We start from the raw sequence: 16,691 nt of genomic DNA, 5'->3' as shown, positions 1-16,691 counted from the left end.
CGTTTAACATAGACCACCCAGGCCCGCGCACCTAGCGCCGCTGTGCAAAAAAGCGAATGAACATTCGAGGAAATCGGCCGCTTGCATGACCGTGGTGACCCGGCACTGCGGCACTAGCCGCAGAATGCCCCGTAGATCCGCTGCTGCTCGTTGACCTCAAGGTTCAGGCGGTCGGGAACGTAGCTCAGGTCGCGCCCAGGCGTCGACAACACGCGCACCGAACTCACCCCCGAAAGCACCTTGGCGACCAGCAGTACCTCCTTGCCCACTTCCTGGCCAAAGAGGATCTGCAGCGGCTCTGACGAGCACTCCTGAAGGTCGCTGGTATAGGCACTGGAATCGTCGTTGAGGGTATCGGCGAGCTCGACTGCAACGACGCGAAACACCAGCCAGCCGACCAGCACCAGGGCGAGCCCGAGGATAAGGGTGGGGAGTGCGTCAAGCACACTGCGTGCTGCACTGTTGTCCATAAAAGAGCGCCTTGAAAGTCAGCTCAGACCGATCAGGCGAGCGCGAGTTCCCTGACCGCCATTCAAGCGCGAATGCGCTTGAAATACACCAGTTCCGGATCGTGCTCGTCGAGGTTCTCGATGACACCGCTGGGCACGAAGCCGGCCTTGAGAATGAGCCGGCGCGAAGCCAGGTTGGATTGATTGGTCGAGACAAACAGCTTTGCCGTAGTACAGGCGGCTTCGGCGGCGGCCAGGAGTCGGGAGGCGACACCCTGGCGTTGATGACCTGGCGCCACGACCACCAGGCTGACAAAGCCGTGGTCGAAGAAGTGATAGGTAAGTACCACGTAGCCGATCACCGCGCCCGCGCGCAACGCCACCCAACACTGCTGCTTGTCGACGGACTCTTCAAGGAAGTACTGACGCTCAGGGTGGCTGCTGGCGTAGGCATCGAACGCGAGCATTGCGCACACATCTTCAAACGTAGCCGGGCGAATCAACGGCGTATCCTGCATTGTGTCCATGGGGCCTCCTGCCTGATGTTTGCGCTGCTCAGCGTTGGCCCAGCAATGCCGCGTTGGCCTGGCGCACCATCGCCACCCACTCCCCCGGGCTGACCCGGCCGGACTGTTCGAGCTGCTGCGCGGCCATCAACGCCCGGTGATATTCAGCTTCCTGCAACCTGCCTTCCCCCAGGAAGCGGGCTCGCCATTCCACAATCGCCGCCATCCCTTTGTTCGTCTCCATCCCCGCCCCCAAGTGCACTGTAAACAGGTGTGCGACCGGGTCGCCACCTGAGCGGCGGCGAGATTACAGGAGAACAGTAGGTTTGAGAATGCTTCGTAATACCGTTTGTCGTCAAAATGGCAGACGCGCCGCCTACAGTTGGGCCCCGCCATTCCTCGGGCCGGGCCACTGCCATAGGGTCAATAGCTGGTGATTATTGCTTCGCTGGCGGACAGTCCGCTTGCAGAAAAACCATCGAATATGTGAAATGCCTGTCGAACGTAAAAGGGGCGGTACCCGGCGCTGTCCATTCGGCGTAGTTGCCGGTCATGGTGGTAGCACTGTCCAGGTTACCCATTGCCATGCTCGCGACATTGCCAATGTGAGAGATCGGTATACCGCCGTACCAGCGCACCTGTTTTTCATTCTGGAACCAGCCGCCATTCCAGTTCGGCTGACTGGTGGAGTACCAGGTGTGATCAGATTTGAGACAGACCGTCTGGACCGTCGCAGCAGCCCCACCTGGACTGGTGAACGTCGACACTCGCCAGAGGCCAGCAGGCGAGCTATCCGCGTGTGCCGCGCCAACAGAGCCTGTGGCAAGGCCGAACAACAGTGCAAAACGAGTAAAACTTCCCTTCATGATGTTTCTCCATGGAAATATGCGCTATCGGGTTGAGCTGCAAACATTTGCGCGTACCTTTACGTCGTCGTGAAACAGCGCCAAGGCCTCAACCCGAGCAATCTATTCAGTATTTGATAAGTGCGAGCATTGCGATGTTGCGTGGGCGCGTCACACCCGAGTAGCCACGGTCCAGACCCACCCCAGGCAACGGGAAGTTGTTGATCGCATCGGCGCCGCCAATGGTGACGGTTGCGTAGTCGTTGACCTCGTAGGGGTCGACGCCCATTGCCACCTGCGAAGCCGCACCGGTTTTCAGTGAGGTGCAGGCACTCCAGACGCCATTGGCCTTGTTGTACTCGGTGGTGTCGTAGGTCTGCAGGGTGCCCTTCTGGCGCGAGCCGAACACGCGACCGGCGTCCACCCCCCTGCCGCCGTCAAAGCCGCGGATGAACTCGCCGCGCAAGTCGGGCAGCGTGAAGGTAGAGGTGCCATCGCCCTCCCCGTAGGTCGTGCCGATTGCGGCAAAGAGCGCCGCATAGGTGCAACGCGATACCGCTGCGCCATCGGCCTTGAGCCAACCGGCAGGAACGGCATTGGCCGCAGAATATTTCACATCACCCGGCGCAGCCCCCGAAGCAATGGAGATCTGCCCCAGGGTTACCGCGTGATGGCTACGGGTTGCGTTGGCGACCTGTTGCGCGCCGCCGTCACAGCTGAGCAATACCCAGCACAACGCGCCGCCGTTGAGCAAAGGACCAATGTGCGAAACCAGCGTGACGTTGCCGCCAGCAACGATCTCGTCACCCTGCAACAGGTGCCCGCCCAGGCCGTAGATCGGTGCTGCCGCCAGCCCGTCAGGGGCATAGGTGGCATCGGCAGGGTTGGTCATGCTGGCGCGAAAATACTGGACCACACCGTTGGTAGTGGGCAACGCGGCAAAAGGAAGAGAATTTGCAGCGGTGTAGATAATTGTCATCTGACATTCCTTGTTAGCTGACATGGAAAATGAATACGCATCGGCCGTGGTTCGCCCCACCCGGGGCACGTTCGGCTGCGTGAAAATACTGTATATCCATACAGCATTATTGACAAGAAAATTTTTCATCATGCGTGCCGAGCCTGGGCACGCTTACGCGGTTCTCACTGTTGTCCCAGGGAGAAAATGACACTCGCGTTACGCCTGGCTGGCGCCTCTACGCTGGCGGAATATTTCCAACAGCCCATTGACCGACGGTCAGTCGATTAACTATGGTCTGCTTTCCCCGTTTATTTTCCGACGGTTCTGGAGACCTCAAGCATGCATCGCTACAAGCGCCCCGCCGTGCTCGCCGCCGCTTACCTGGGCACTTTTCTCGCCTCGCTGGACATCAGCATCGTCAACCTCGCCCTGCCCTCGCTGCAAAACGCCCTGGCCACCGATCTTGGCGGCTTGCAATGGGTGGTCAGCATCTACGCCGTCGCGCTCTCTGCGTTCATGCTGTCGGCAGGCCCAGTGGCAGACCGTTACGGCCATAAACGCGCCTGGCTGACGGGTGTTGCACTGTTTACTGCCGGCTCCGCGCTGTGTGCCCTGGCCGAGGCGCTGCCGATGTTGCTGTTCGGGCGGGCGGTACAAGGCATCGCCGGCGCTTTGCTGATTCCCGGAGCCATGCCGCTGATCACCCATGCCTTCCCCGAGCCCAGGGCCCGCGCCCACGCCATCGGTGGCTGGTCGGCCTTCAGTGCCCTGGCCCTGGTGCTCGGCCCTTTGCTTGGCGGTGTACTGCTGCAGCACTTCGGCTGGCAGAGCATCTTCCTGATCAACCTGCCGCTGGGCGGTCTGGCCCTGTTACTCGGCGCCTGGGGCATCAGCGAGCGAGCCCACCCGCAACAGGCCGCACTCGACCCCTGGGGCCAGTTGCTCAGCGTGTGCTGCCTGGGCGCGTTGAGCTACGGCCTGATCCGCGCCGGCGAATCGGGTTTTGCCGCACCGGCACCGAGCATTGCCATAGGCCTGGCGCTGATCGCGCTGCTGGCCTTGATCGCCGTGGAAAAGCGCGTAGCGCGGCCGTTGGTTCCCCTGGACCTGTTTCGTGACCGACGCTTTGCCGTCAGCAACCTGGCGTCATGGGTGCTGGGCTTTTCCAGCTACAGCAGCCTGTTTTTCTTCTCACTGTTCCTGCAACAGGCGCAAGCCCTGAGCGCCACCGAAAGCGGTTTGCGGATGATGCCGACGTTCATCGCCAGCGGTGCGTTATCGTTGATGTTCGGTCGGTTGCAACGGCATTTCGCCCTGGAACACTTGCTGGCCTGGGGTTACGGGCTGATCGGCATGGCGATGACCGCCATGGCGCTACTCAGCGCCAACACGCCCTATTGGCCATTGTTACTGTGCTTTGTGACCCTCGGCCTGGGCATGGGCCTGGCCGTACCCGCCACCGGCCTGGTAGTGATGAACGCGGTTCCCGCCAGCCGCGCCGGTATTGCTTCGGCAACCATGAACGCCCTGCGCCAGACCGGTATGAGCCTGGGCATCGCCCTGCTTGGCAGCCTGATGAGCTTGCGCGCCACTGCCGAACTGACGCGTTTGCTGACGGTTGCAGGCGTCGACGATGCGGCGGCCCTGGCGCAACAAGCGGTTGCCGAGCACCCATTGAGCAGCGCCACGCCGTTGTTCGCCCAGGCCTACGCCACGGCGATGGCCGCAGGCTTCAACCTGGCAATGCTGGCTGCCGGACTGTGCAGCCTGGGATGCGCCGTGTTGCTGCAGCGGCAATTGCCGGTGCCCAGCGCGTCGGCGACCAACGAAAGAGCACAGGGTTAGGCGTTGCCGGCAGCGCCGAGCATGGCCAGGCAGGCATCGGCAACCGATTTGGCGAACGCCGTGCAGTCGTCGAGACGCTCGACGATGGCGTCGTCGCTGACCCCATGCACCGCGGCGTAGATCATCAAGGCGCTGATGCGCGGCTGCGGCAAGGCCCAGGCACCGGCGGCGCGCCCGCCTTCGAGAATGCCCTGCAACTGGTCGAGAATGTCGTTCCTGGCCTTGTTGCTGCGGTCATGGTGGTGATGGTTGGTGTAGACGATATCGTGTATCGCGAAGGTTTTCAGGTAAGTAGCGATATTGGCATGCACCCAGGCGCGCAGGCGGCCGGTCCAGTCATCAGCGGCGCACTGCTCCACCGACTGTTCGAGTTGCTCGAGAAAGGCCTGGGTGTAGCGCTCGCCGAGGGCTACCAGCATGTCCTGCTTGGATGGGAAATAATGATAGAAGGTGCCCTTGGCCACCTGTGCCTGCTCGACGATGTCACTGATGGTCGTAGCTTCCACGCCTTTGGCCAGAAACAAACGTTGCGCCGCCGCCATCAATTCCTCCAGACGTACCTCGGCCGGCTTGGTTCGTGGCGTATTGGCCGCTTTACTACGCGGTGTGCTCCGTGGGGGTCGCTGAGTCATCAGGGGTTCCGGCAGATGAAAAAAACGCTGCAGTTTATGCGAATGCCGATAGCACTGACCAATAGCGGCCTCTGATGTCGGTTCGCAGGTAGCGCAAGTGAGCTCATCGTTGATCCATTTTATAGGTAAGCCACCAGGTTGCTGAAGCGAATTGTCCGGCGCCGGCCCCAGCCCCTGCTGATTAGCAGCTAAGCTTTTCGCGATTGCGCTTCATGTTCCTGCTACCCGCCGATGAGTGCCAACCGCACAAGGTCAACCGCCATGAATCAACACAGGCGCAGCTTCTCCCTGCAATGGATGGTGGCGCTGGCCATCATGCTGGGCCTGTTGCTGCTGGGCACAGGGCTCGCCTGGCAGGGTAATCGGGCAATCCAGAAGGCGCTGGTGGCAGCCGCAGGCGATTCCGCCCTGCAGCTTGGCAAGACCATCGACGAACGGGCGCGGCGCCTGCTCGATCCGGCGCAAAGCAGCATCCGGTTGCTGGCGTTCAACCCTGGCGCAGGCACTCTGGCCGAGCGCCTGGAGCAGGTCCCGCAACTGATCGAGAGCCTGAACGCCAACAAGATGCTCAGCGCCGCCTACATCGGCTATTCCAGCGGCGAATTTCTCCTCGTCCGCCGGCTACGCGACCCGCAGCTCATGCAGCACTTCGGCGCACCGGCCGGCAGCCGCTTCCTGGTGCAGAGCATCAGCAAGGGCGACGACGGCGTGCTGCAAGGCGAATGGCGCTTCTACGACCGGCAACTGACCCTGCTGCAAACACAAGCCAAGCCGGACTATCACTACGACCCCCGCCCGCGCCCCTGGTTCGTCGAGGCCTTCGGGCAATCCAGCACCGTGCTGACCCGCCCCTACGTGTTCTTCACCACCCGCGAGGTCGGCATCACCCTGGCCCAGCGCAGCATCGATGGCGCCGCGGTGATCGGCATGGACGTCTCGGTCGATGACCTGGCCAGCGAGAGCCGCGACCTGCGCATGACCGCTGGCACCGAGACGGTGGTTATCGACCAGCAGGGCAACGTGGTGGCGTACCCGGACCTGCAGCGGGTGATCGTGCAAGAAGGTGACGCGGTGCGCCTGTCACACGTTGCCGAGCTGGGGGTGCCCAGCCTTGAGCACCTTTATGCCAGCCCGACCCTGGGCCCTGGGCCGCAACCGTTCCAGGTACAAGGCAAGACCTGGTACGGCATGCGCATACCGCTGACGACCCTGGCCGGGCAAGACCTACAGGTGCTGATCGCGGTACCTGGCAATGAACTGCTTGCCGACGCGCGCAAGGTGCTCTGGGAACAGGTGCTGTGGACGGCGGTGCTGATGGTCGTGCTGCTGTTCCTGGGGGGCGTGCTTGGCCAGCGCATTGGCCACTCGCTGCGGCTGCTGGCCGAGCAAGTACGGGGCCTGGCCGGTTTTGATTTCAGCCGCGAGGTGGGGGTGCAATCGCGGGTGTCCGAGGTGCGGGAATTGAGTCAGGTGCTGAGCCAGATGTCCGCAACCATCCTCAACTTCCAGGCCATCACCCTCACCCTCAGCCGCGAAACCCAGCTGGAGCGCATGCTCGACGGCGTGCTCAGCCATCTGGTGGACGCCGCCAGGGCAAGCGCTGGCGCGGTGTACCTGTTCGACGCCGAGCGTGGCCTGCTGCGCCTGGCTGCCGCTTGCCGAGGCAGCGGTTACCCTGCGCAACTTGCGGTCGACGAAAACCAGCATGAGGATCTGCCAAGCACTGTGACACGCGCCCTGAAGCTGAGCCGACGCAGCCATGCGGTGGTGCTCCGGGACCGCAGCCAGGCGCTGCTCGGCATTTTGCTGTTGCAACTGCAAGATGAGCCGGCGGGCGATGAGGTCGGCCAACCGTTCCGGCGTTTTGTCGAGGAATTGTCCGGCGCGGCCGCCGTGGCCATCGAAACCCGCCAGTTGGTCGAGGCCCAGCAACAGTTGCTGGATGCCATGATCAAGCTGCTGGCCGATGCCATCGACGCCAAGAGTCCTTACACCGGCGGCCATTGCGAACGGGTACCGCAACTGGCGCAAATGCTGCTCGACCAGGTTGCGCTGGCTGACAGCGGCCCCTACGCCGAGTTCAGCATGACCGAGGCCGAGCGCTATGAGTTTCGCGTCGCCGCCTGGCTTCACGATTGCGGCAAGATCACCAGCCCCGAGCATGTGGTCGACAAGGCGACCAAGCTGGAGGCCCTGTACAACCGAATCCACGAGGTACGCATGCGCTTCGAGGTGCTCTGGCGCGATGCCGAGCTTGCCTACTGGCAAGGGCTGGCCAACGGTGAGCCGCAGCAGCGGCTGCAAGCAACCCTGGCGCACTGCCAGGCGCAATTACAGGAAGACTTCGCCTTCGTCGCCAGGGCCAATGCCGGTGGCGAGTTCATGGAAGAAGCCGACATCGAGCGACTGCAGCAAATTGGCCAGCGCCGCTGGTGGCGGCATTTCGACAACCGCCTGGGCATTTCCCGCGAGGAAGATGAACGCTTCAAGGATGTGCCGCCGGCGCAACTGCCGGTGGACGAGCCGCTACTGGCCGACCGTCCCGAGCACCGGGTGCCCTGGGGCGCGCGCAAGCCGCCGGTGCTCAAGGACGACCCGCGCAACCATTGGGGCTTCGACATGCGCCTGCCGGCCAACGCCAGCAACCTGGGCGAGCTGTACAACCTGTCGATCCGGCGTGGCACGCTGAACGACGAAGAGCGCTTCAAGATCAACGAGCACATCGTGCAGACCATCGTCATGCTCAACGCCCTGCCGTTCCCGCGCCACCTCAAGCGCGTGCCGGTCATCGCCGGCAACCACCACGAGAAAATGGACGGCAGTGGTTATCCGCGTCGGCTGGGCAAGGATCAGTTGGGCATTGCCGAGCGGGTGATGGCGATCGCCGACATCTTCGAAGCGCTCACCGCCGCAGACCGGCCGTACAAGACGCCCAAGACCCTGTCCGAGTCGGTGAAGATCCTGGTGTTCATGGCCCGCGACAAGCACATCGATGGCGACCTGTTGCGGCTGTTCCTCAGCAGCGGGGTCTATCGCCAGTATGCCGAGCGGTTCTTGCAGCCCGAGCAGATCGACAAGGTGGATGTCGAGCACTGGCTGCGGCAAATATAGCGGCGAACAACGCTGCACACCAGGCGCTGAACAGTCGCTAGGTCGATTTCAAGTACCGATAAAGTGTCTGACGGCTGATATCAAAATCACGCGCCAATTTGGATTTACTTTCTCCTGCACCGGCGCGGTCAATTAAACTTACAACCTGATTGTCAGACAGTTTCTTCTTGCGCCCACTGTAAGATCCACGATTTTTGGCAGCGGCAATACCGGCTGCCTGTTTTTCCCTGGCCACAACGCGTTCAAACTCTGCAAGTGCCTCCATTACCGAAATAATAGGCCGTACAACCTCCAGATCGTCATGCCGGAACACCAGGCTTTCGTTCAAAAACTCCAGCGTTACCTGCTTTTCAACCAACTGTCGAATCAGCGTGCACAGCTGCTCGGTACTGGAGCTGAGCGATGCCATGCTGTCCACTACCACAGTATCCCCGCCCTGTAGGTAGCGAAACAGCTTTTCAAGGCCTGCACGATTGGCGGCATTGTCCGTAGGTTCATCGCAAAACACGGCGTCAAATACATCATGGCTGGTTCTTTTCTCTACGCGGCCCTCGGCGTCTTGTAGAGAGAGCCGGAGATATTTGATGCGGTGCAATCTCATGGTGCCTCCTTGGCATTAGCTGTACGCCGTACTCAAAACTTATACAAACTGTAACTAAATCATCAAATCCTTACACAAACGCCTGTCACACTTAGCCCACCCAAAATACACAGTTGCAAAGACTTAAACTTACCTTATCATTTTGAAGCTTGAAATGATCCTAACAAGTTTTTGCCACACCGTCGATTTCGCAGTTCTTGAATGAGCCGCGTCCATTCACGCGGCGAGTGCGAATGCGCCTGTTTTACCGTGCACACGCAATTCCCCGACGTAAACAGAGGATACAGGGATGAATGCCTTGGAAAACACCGTCGAAACTGACCAGTCAATTACCGACCAGGAAAAAATTGAACATGTAACCCGGCGCATTACCGAGCATGGTAATTACCTGCGCCAGCGTTATCCGATCTTGCAGTATCAAAGTGCCTTGGGCGCGAGTGTCATGGTATTTTCCCTGGTGGGAATGGTGGTTACCGGCGGGCTCTACCTGAAGGGTTTTATCCCGGCATGGACGTGTATTTTAATCAACGCGCTGTTGACGTCGTTCATACACGAAATTGAACATGATCTGATTCATCGCCTTTATTTCAGAAAGCAGCCGCTGGCCCATAACGCCATGATGTTCATGTGCTGGCTGGCCCGGCCAGGAATGCCCAGCCCGTGGCTAAGGCGCAGCCTGCATTTTCATCATCACAAGGAGTCCGGCACGGATTCGGATGTCGAAGCATGGATCACCACCAGTGGCAACCCGTGGGGCGTATTGCGGCTGTTGAAACTGATGGATGGATTTATATTTGGATTTTTAAATGCGATCTTCGCGCCGGGATGGCGACAAAAGGTAAGGTTGTTAGGCAAAATCATTCGCCTCAATACACCGTTCGGGCTTTTGTACTGGGGCTGCTGGTACGTATTTCTCGGCTATCACCTGTATGGGTGGCTGGGGTCAATCATCGGCGCCGAAGTTCACCGCTCTGCGGCAACCCTGGCACTGATGGATGTCGTTAATAGCGTCGTGGTTATCCTTATCGCGCCGAACCTGATACGGCAGTTTTGCCTATTCTTTATAAGTTCAAACATGCACTATTACGGCGATGTCGCTCCGCGCAATGCGCTGCAACAAACCCAGGTAATGAACCCGTGGTGGCTGTGGCCGTTTCAGTTGTTCTGCTTCAACTTCGGCAGCACCCACAGCATTCACCATTTCGTGGTAAGAGACCCATTTTATCTTCGCCAGATGACCGCGCCGTATGCGCATAAAGTCATGGCCGAGGCGGGTGTGCGCTTCAATGACTTCGGCACTTACAAACGAGCCAACCGTTTTTCCATGAACCACGTTCAAACTCGCTCACGGGGTTGATGGGTGGCGGCTGACGCTGCGCCATCAATGTTTTGGCCCTCGGTAATGGTGTTCAGCTACAAGGAGTGTGAAATATGAAAGCGCAAGGGATGTGTGCGAGTCAGTTCGACGCGGTCCGGCAGGCCTTCGAGGACATGTTTGATGATCCGCAGGAGCGCGGTGCCGGGCTCTGCGTGCAGATTGACGGAGAGATGGTTGTCGACCTGTGGGCCGGCGTGGCGGACCAGGAAGGCACCAGGCCCTGGACCCGCGATACGCTGGCCAACACCTTCTGCGTGGTGAAACCCTATGTCGCGGTAGCGGTATTGATGCTGGTTGAACAGGGCAAGCTGGAGCTCGATGCGCCGGTTGCCCGTTACTGGCCTGAGTTCGCCCAGAATGGCAAGGCAAAGGTCACCTTGCGCCAGGTGATGAGCCACACCGCAGGCCTGCCGGCGCTACGCGCCCCCGACCATAACGCCATGATGTATGACTGGGAGCATATGGTCCGGGTTCTGGCCGCCGAGCCGCTTTGGTGGGAAGCGGGAACCGACCTGGGCTACGGCACCACCACCTTTGGCTGGATTCTCGGCGAGTTGATTCGGCGGGTGGACGGACGAGACCCCTGCGACTTTATCCACGCACAGATTCTGCAGCCCCATGGCCTGGACGTTCACCTTGGCGTCGACGAAAAACACTTTCACCGTATCGCCCGTTTCGACAGCGCCAGGGGGCGGGTCGGTGACCCTTACTCGCAAGGCTTGCGCGCTGTGCTGAAAAACCAGCCAACGCACATCGCGACCTTCGCCTTCACCAACCCCGGCATGGTGCCTAAACGCACCAGCGACCCGCGCTGGTGGGCCTATCGGCAACCGGGTGTGTGCGGGCATGGCACCGCGCACGGCCTGGCCGGTTTCTACAGCGCACTATTGGCAGGCAACTTCATCGGGCGCGAACTGCTCAATGAGTTCCGGCGAGAACACAGTCATGGCATGGATCGGGTCTGGATGCGACCAATGCGTTACGGGCTGGGCTGTATGCTTGAGCAGCAACGCGACCCGACGGCCTCCCACGCCATGGGCCCGCAGACTTTTGGCCATATCGGGCTTGGCGGCCCGATAAGTTTCGCCGACCCCGAACGGCAAGTGAGCTTTGGTTTTGTCACCACCACCTCGGGCAGTCATACGATGATCGATCCGCGCCCTAGCCGGCTGTCATCGCTGGTCTATGCGGCGCTTTGATTCAGGGGCTGCCTGGGGGTAGGATGGCCGCCCTGACAAGGAGATCAAGATTGCAGCCATCCGAAAAACAATGCCCCTTCTGCGCTGAAACCATCAAGGCGCAAGCGCGACGCTGCAGGCATTGCCATGCCGACCTGAGCAAGAAAACCCTAGGCGTGTTTGCCAAGACAGGCATTACGGTTGTTGTCCTTGGCATTGTTTTGCTTGGGTTCGGCGCATATGTCGCAAGCTCATCTGAAAGCAAGGAACAGTCCGAAGCGCAAGCTGCAATTGACCTCTGCCGCGAACGCGAAGCGTCTTATACGGGGCCTGCCAATGGGCGCAGCATAATCAGCAGTGCCTGCCAGAAGATCGAGGATGAACTGCGGGGTAAATTCGGGCACGCACCGTAAGCCACTGCATTGCCCTTTAGAAGAGCTGGAGCGAGACGGCATTATCGGCTCGCTTGTGCCATGACACTCCTGGCAGAGGCCGGGGCCGTCAAGCGCTCTTGCGGCGCTGGACACGCCGGTGCACAGCAAAAGCGATGTTCGGCAACATCATGATTGTGAACATGCCCCAAAACCCGACCTTGCCGGCGCCATGTAGGTAGCCACCCAGCGCGATGAAAGCCACTGTAAGCAAGAATTGAAGCGATACGAATTTCTCTAGACCTCTCATCCTGACTCCTTTTCTGCGCGCAAAGAAAAACCCCGCAGACGTTAATCTGCGGGGCTTTCAATAATGGAGGCCGAGGTCGGAATCGAACCGGCGTAGACGGATTTGCAATCCGGAGCATAACCACTTTGCTACTCGGCCTCAAATGCCCGAGACCCTGAAACTGCGATCTCAAACATGTACAACTCTTTAAGGAAACAACTTGCTAAAACTGCTATCTCCTTGAAAACGCTAGGCTTTTTTCGTGCCTCGTTTTCGATGGACGCAATTATGTACTCATTCCCCTGCTCTGGCAACCCCTTGAATTCAAAAAGTTTTATTTTTTTCTTCGAGGGGCTTCGGGCGCCCTGCAGTGCGGGCTTTGCGCGCAAGTAACAGGGTGACAGCACAGGCGCCAAAGCGCGTTACTATACAGGCTCTACACACCATCCGCTGCCCAGATTGCTGCTTATGATGCAAACCGAACTGGACCTGTTCAACCCCGCCAGCCCCGCCGAGCCGCAATGGATCGGCAAGCAGGCCGTGGTGTTGCCCGGCTTTGCCCTGGCCTGGGTCGAGGCGCTGCTGCCTGAGTTGCGCAAGATCATCACCTGCGCGCCGTTTCGGCACATGGTCACCCCCGGTGGCCTGAACATGGCGGTAGGTTTGACCAACTGCGGGGCGCTGGGCTGGGTCAGTGATCGCCGCGGTTATCGCTACAGCCCGGTCGACCCACTCAGCCAGCAGCCCTGGCCAGCGCTGCCAGCGGCGTTGAGCGAGCTGGCAGCGCTGGCCGCTGCAGCCGCAGGCTTTGCCGATTTTCAGCCCGATGCCTGCCTGGTCAACTGCTACCAGCCGGGCAACCGCCTGAGCCTGCACCAGGACCGCAATGAACGCGATTACAGCCAGCCGATTGTTTCGGTGTCGCTGGGTTTGCCGGCGGTGTTCCAGTTCGGCGGCCACAGCCGCAGCGAAGCCACGCAGCGCATCGGCTTGCGCCATGGCGATGTGATGGTCTGGGGCGGCGCAGACCGCCTGCGCTTTCATGGCGTGCTGCCGCTCAAACCGGGCAGTCACCCTGTGCTGGGCAGCCGGCGGATCAACCTGACCTTGCGCAAGGCAGGCTAGGCAGCTCGAAATTGCGTAGCAAGCCCGCGCCTGCAGGCCTTGACCGTCGCTCCCTGGCCGCTCCATGCTCTAGCCCCCTTCCCCCGACTTTCAAGGAACGATTGCATGAAGCTGGAAACCCTGGCCATCCACGCGGGCTTCAGCCCCGACCCGAGCACCAAGGCCGTCGCGGTACCGATCTACCAGACCACCTCTTTTGCCTTCGACGACACCCAGCACGGTGCCGACCTGTTTGACCTGAAAGTCGCCGGCAACATCTATAGCCGGATCATGAACCCCACCAACGACGTGCTTGAACAGCGCATGGCGGCGCTGGAAGGCGGCGTCGGTGCGCTGGCCGTGGCCTCGGGCATGGCCGCGATCACCTACGCGATCCAGACCGTGGCCGAAGCCGGTGACAACATCGTCTCGGTGGCCAAGCTCTACGGCGGCACCTACAACCTGCTGGCCCATACCCTGCCGCGCTTCGGCATCCAGACCCGTTTTGCCGCCCACGACGACATCGCCGCCCTCGAAGCGCTGATCGACAGCCGCACCAAGGCAGTGTTCTGCGAGTCGATCGGCAACCCGGCCGGCAATATCGTCGACCTCCAGGCCCTGGCCGATGCCGCCCACCGCCATGGCGTACCGCTGATCGTCGACAACACCGTGGCCACGCCGATCCTCTGCCGGCCGTTCGAGCACGGCGCCGATATCGTCGTCCACTCGCTGACCAAGTACATCGGCGGCCACGGCACCAGCATCGGTGGCATCGTCATCGACTCGGGCAAGTTCCCCTGGGCCGACAACAAAGAGCGCTTCGCCCTGCTCAACACCCCCGACCCGTCCTACCACGGCGTGACCTACACCGAAGCCTTTGGCCCTGCGGCCTTTATCGGCCGCTGCCGGGTGGTGCCGCTGCGCAACACCGGCGCGGCGCTGTCGCCATTCAACGCTTTCCTCATTCTGCAAGGCCTGGAAACCCTGGCCCTGCGCATGGAGCGGCACACCGAGAACGCGCTTAAGGTCGCCCACTATCTGCAAGGCCATGAGCAGGTCGCTTGGGTGAAGTACGCCGGTCTGCCTGATCACCCTGAACATGGACTGGCCCAACGCTACACTGAAGGCAAGCCGGCTTCGATCCTGTCGTTCGGGATCAAGGGCGGCCAGGAGGCCGGTGCGCGCTTTATCGATGCGCTGCAGCTGGTGGTGCGCCTGGTCAATATCGGCGATGCCAAATCCCTGGCCTGCCACCCGGCCTCCACCACCCATCGCCAGCTCAACGATGAAGAACTCGAACGCGCCGGCGTGCCGCGGGACATGGTGCGCCTGTCGATCGGCATCGAACACAGCGATGACATCATTGCCGACCTGAGCCAGGCGCTGGAGGCCAGCCGCGGCTGATGCCATCCGGCGACATCAGCGCGGCCTGATGAGACTAGCGGGCGCAGCGGGGACTCAAGCGATCACCACCTGCGCCGCACTCAGGCTATCTGCCGACACCCCGACCAGGGTCACGCTATCGCTACCGAAGCTCAGCACCGCATCACTGCCCACCTGGCTCAGGTGCTGGCGAATGTCCGGTTGCGCCGTGCCACCTTCGACGCCGATGAACACCAGTCGGTCATTGGCGTCGAAGCCCTGCACCTGATCCTGGCCGAAGTGGCCGCTGAACAGGAAGGTGTCGCTGCCACCGCCCGATACCAGCACGTCATTGCCGGCGCCACCGACCAACACATCGTTGCCACGGCCACCTTGCAGATGGTCGTTGCCGTCCAGGCCAAACAGCCATTGGCCTTGCGCGCCCGCCTTGAGGCTGTCATTGCCTGGCGTACCGTTCTGGCTGGCGGCGTAGGCGTGAACCTTGCCGCTGCTCAGCAGCCCCGCCGGGTCGATCTGGTGGCTGACTTGCTTGCTGAAGAACAGCAGGCTCGATTCCTTGCTGACCAGGGTTTCGACCTGCTTGACCAGGCTAATGCCGCCGCTGCTGTCACGCAGGTACAGGGTGCCGTTGCCATCACGGGCGACATCAAATTTGTCCAGCGCCTGGCCGAGCTTCAAGGTGTCGTGGCCGGCGCCGCCGTCGATCAGGTTGTAGCCGCCATCGTCACGGAAAGTGTCGTTGCCGGCGCGCCCTTCCAGGTAATCATTGCCGCGCCCGCCATGAATCAGGTCGCCGGCGTCGGAGCCGATGATAAAGGTGCTGCCCTTGTGCGCTTCGGCGTTGCGGTTCAGGTCCTCGACCCAGGTCGAGCCACGGCGAACGTCGGACAGGTTGCTGACGACAATGGTCGAGTCCTTGGCCGTCCATTCATAGAATGCCGAGTCCAGCACCCGCCCCAGGCCGTCGCCGTAGGCGCTCGGCAAGTGCGAGAGCCAGGTGGCGATGTTGCCGATCGAGTACGGCAGCAGGTTCCAGGCATCGGAGGCATAGTGGTCGTTGAAGTTGACGATGTTGTCGGTGCTCGAAGGCTTGGCCGCATCGTGCACGCCGAAGGTTGCCCAGTCGGTTTTCGAGCCATTGAGCGCGCGGAACACCGGGTCGTTCTCGTAGCCGATGTTCAGCACCTTGCTGCTGTCGCTGGCCTGGGTGGGTGAGGCAAAGGCAACGTAGCGGGCGTCCTGATAGAACCCGCCCCAGGTGTCGTTGCTAAGCTCGGCCAGGCTGTTGACACCAAGGCCACCGAGGCTGTGGCCACTGACGGTGATGTCGCTGCCGCTCAGGCCGTTGGCCTGGGCGAACCGGGCGACATCATCGAACAGCCGGCCGAAGGCATTGGCGGCGTAGTTCTTGGCAAAGTCAGCCGGGCCAAAGGCCGCCATCAGGTCGTGGATGGCATCGCTGATGGTGTCGCCGATCAGGTTTTCCCGCGGCCCGCTGGTGCCGCGAAAGGCGATGCCCAGGCCGCTTAACTGGCCGGCGGCGTCGTACTTGCCAAGTATCTCGACCTGGGCACTGGTGTAACCGCGGGTTTCACCATGGAAGGTGCCACGAAAATCCGTAGTGCCCTGGTAACCCAGCTGGCTGGCGCTGATCGGCGTCCAGCCTGCCGCCTTTACCGCGGCCAGGGCCTGGGCTTCGGCGTCGGGGTTCCAGGGGATGCCAGGGATCGCGCCCTGGCTGTCGGTGCCGCCGATCAGCGCCTTGATCAAGGTGGCCGGTAAACCGAGGCCAAAACCGTGCTGCTGGTAGCCAACGGCAAAGCCGTTGTCGATGCCGTGGTAGGCATACAGAGTCAGCGCCATGGCGTCGCTGTAGAGGGCTTTGGAAGCGGCGCTGTCGAGGTGGCGGTAATCGAAAACAGGCATGGCTATACATCCTTGTGCAGGTGGCAGGTAACCCTGGCGACATCGTCCGTTGACACACCCGTGGGCAAACCCAAACGCTGCCACAGGGGCAATTGGCCCGTCCATGGCAACA

At 61.1% G+C, this 16,691-nt stretch carries 15 protein-coding genes and 1 tRNA gene; 7 read left to right on the top strand and 9 right to left on the bottom strand.

The window, feature by feature from the left end:
• Nucleotides 1–113: 113 nt before the first annotated feature.
• From UB48_RS10545 to UB48_RS27090, 5 genes are all read right to left on the bottom strand, one after another.
• The gene (locus UB48_RS10545) at nucleotides 114–470 is read right to left on the bottom strand and encodes an I78 family peptidase inhibitor (RefSeq protein WP_045196686.1); all 357 of its coding nucleotides are present in this window, start codon (nucleotides 468–470) and stop codon (nucleotides 114–116) included.
• A gap of 62 nt (nucleotides 471–532) precedes the next feature.
• Complete coding sequence (locus UB48_RS10540; RefSeq protein WP_045196683.1) at nucleotides 533–976, bottom strand: GNAT family N-acetyltransferase; 444 nt, start codon at nucleotides 974–976, stop codon at nucleotides 533–535.
• 28 nt (nucleotides 977–1,004) lie between these two features.
• Nucleotides 1,005–1,133 carry a hypothetical protein gene (locus UB48_RS10535; protein ID WP_306764665.1) on the bottom strand — a complete coding sequence of 43 codons (129 nt, stop codon included), beginning with the start codon at nucleotides 1,131–1,133 and terminating at the stop codon, nucleotides 1,005–1,007.
• Between the two features lie 259 nt (nucleotides 1,134–1,392).
• Complete coding sequence (locus UB48_RS10530) at nucleotides 1,393–1,821, bottom strand: hypothetical protein (RefSeq protein WP_045196679.1); 429 nt, start codon at nucleotides 1,819–1,821, stop codon at nucleotides 1,393–1,395.
• 106 nt (nucleotides 1,822–1,927) lie between these two features.
• Entirely contained in the window at nucleotides 1,928–2,779 is an 852-nt protein-coding gene (locus UB48_RS27090; protein ID WP_052676511.1) for a phage tail protein, read from the bottom strand.
• Between the two features lie 321 nt (nucleotides 2,780–3,100).
• Between UB48_RS27090 and UB48_RS10520 the strand changes: the two genes are divergently transcribed.
• Nucleotides 3,101–4,606: an MFS transporter gene (locus UB48_RS10520; protein WP_045196672.1), complete on the top strand. Its 1,506-nt coding sequence runs from the start codon at nucleotides 3,101–3,103 to the stop codon at nucleotides 4,604–4,606.
• Here the strand turns inward: UB48_RS10520 and UB48_RS10515 are convergent.
• Entirely contained in the window at nucleotides 4,603–5,238 is a 636-nt protein-coding gene (locus tag UB48_RS10515) for a TetR/AcrR family transcriptional regulator (RefSeq protein WP_045196670.1), read from the bottom strand. The two genes, UB48_RS10520 and UB48_RS10515, sit on opposite strands and share 4 nt — an antisense overlap.
• 261 nt (nucleotides 5,239–5,499) lie before the next feature.
• Between UB48_RS10515 and UB48_RS10510 the strand changes: the two genes are divergently transcribed.
• A complete protein-coding gene (locus tag UB48_RS10510) occupies nucleotides 5,500–8,349 on the top strand; it encodes an HD domain-containing phosphohydrolase (protein WP_045196668.1) in 2,850 nt (949 codons plus the stop codon).
• A 37-nt stretch (nucleotides 8,350–8,386) separates the two neighbouring features.
• On the opposite strand, the gene UB48_RS10505 is transcribed toward UB48_RS10510, so the two are convergent.
• The gene (locus tag UB48_RS10505) at nucleotides 8,387–8,950 is read right to left on the bottom strand and encodes a recombinase family protein (RefSeq protein ID WP_045196667.1); all 564 of its coding nucleotides are present in this window, start codon (nucleotides 8,948–8,950) and stop codon (nucleotides 8,387–8,389) included.
• Between the two features lie 289 nt (nucleotides 8,951–9,239).
• Here UB48_RS10505 and UB48_RS10500 point away from each other — a divergent pair, with 289 nt between their 5' ends.
• The 3 genes from UB48_RS10500 (at nucleotide 9,240) to UB48_RS10490 (ending at nucleotide 11,919) form a co-directional block, all read left to right on the top strand.
• Nucleotides 9,240–10,307 (top strand): fatty acid desaturase, encoded by a 1,068-nt coding sequence (locus UB48_RS10500; RefSeq protein ID WP_045196666.1) that lies wholly within the window; start codon nucleotides 9,240–9,242, stop codon nucleotides 10,305–10,307.
• Nucleotides 10,308–10,381: 74 nt separating this feature from the next.
• On the top strand, nucleotides 10,382–11,527 hold the full coding sequence (locus UB48_RS10495) for an EstA family serine hydrolase (RefSeq protein WP_045196665.1): 1,146 nt from the start codon (nucleotides 10,382–10,384) through the stop codon (nucleotides 11,525–11,527).
• A gap of 50 nt (nucleotides 11,528–11,577) precedes the next feature.
• Nucleotides 11,578–11,919 (top strand): hypothetical protein, encoded by a 342-nt coding sequence (locus UB48_RS10490; protein ID WP_052676510.1) that lies wholly within the window; start codon nucleotides 11,578–11,580, stop codon nucleotides 11,917–11,919.
• Nucleotides 11,920–12,251: 332 nt separating this feature from the next.
• On the opposite strand, the gene UB48_RS10480 is transcribed toward UB48_RS10490, so the two are convergent.
• Nucleotides 12,252–12,325: transfer RNA gene (locus UB48_RS10480), tRNA-Cys, on the bottom strand.
• Nucleotides 12,326–12,634: 309 nt separating this feature from the next.
• On the opposite strand from UB48_RS10480, the gene alkB reads away from it, so the two are divergent.
• Together alkB and UB48_RS10470 are read left to right on the top strand one after the other, a co-directional pair.
• Nucleotides 12,635–13,291 (top strand): DNA oxidative demethylase AlkB, encoded by a 657-nt coding sequence (gene alkB, locus UB48_RS10475; RefSeq protein ID WP_045196661.1) that lies wholly within the window; start codon nucleotides 12,635–12,637, stop codon nucleotides 13,289–13,291.
• Between the two features lie 105 nt (nucleotides 13,292–13,396).
• The gene (locus UB48_RS10470) at nucleotides 13,397–14,674 is read left to right on the top strand and encodes a bifunctional O-acetylhomoserine aminocarboxypropyltransferase/cysteine synthase (RefSeq protein WP_045196659.1); all 1,278 of its coding nucleotides are present in this window, start codon (nucleotides 13,397–13,399) and stop codon (nucleotides 14,672–14,674) included.
• Nucleotides 14,675–14,728: 54 nt separating this feature from the next.
• Here the strand turns inward: UB48_RS10470 and UB48_RS10465 are convergent, their stop codons facing one another.
• Entirely contained in the window at nucleotides 14,729–16,579 is a 1,851-nt protein-coding gene (locus UB48_RS10465; protein WP_045196657.1) for a polyurethanase, read from the bottom strand.
• Nucleotides 16,580–16,691: the final 112 nt, after the last annotated feature.

The sequence above is a fragment of the Pseudomonas sp. 2(2015) genome (assembly GCF_000955865.1).
Classification (GTDB): Bacteria; Pseudomonadota; Gammaproteobacteria; order Pseudomonadales; family Pseudomonadaceae; genus Aquipseudomonas.
The sequence above is the reverse complement of the archived record's forward strand: the minus strand, read 5'-3'. Positions and strand labels throughout refer to the sequence as shown.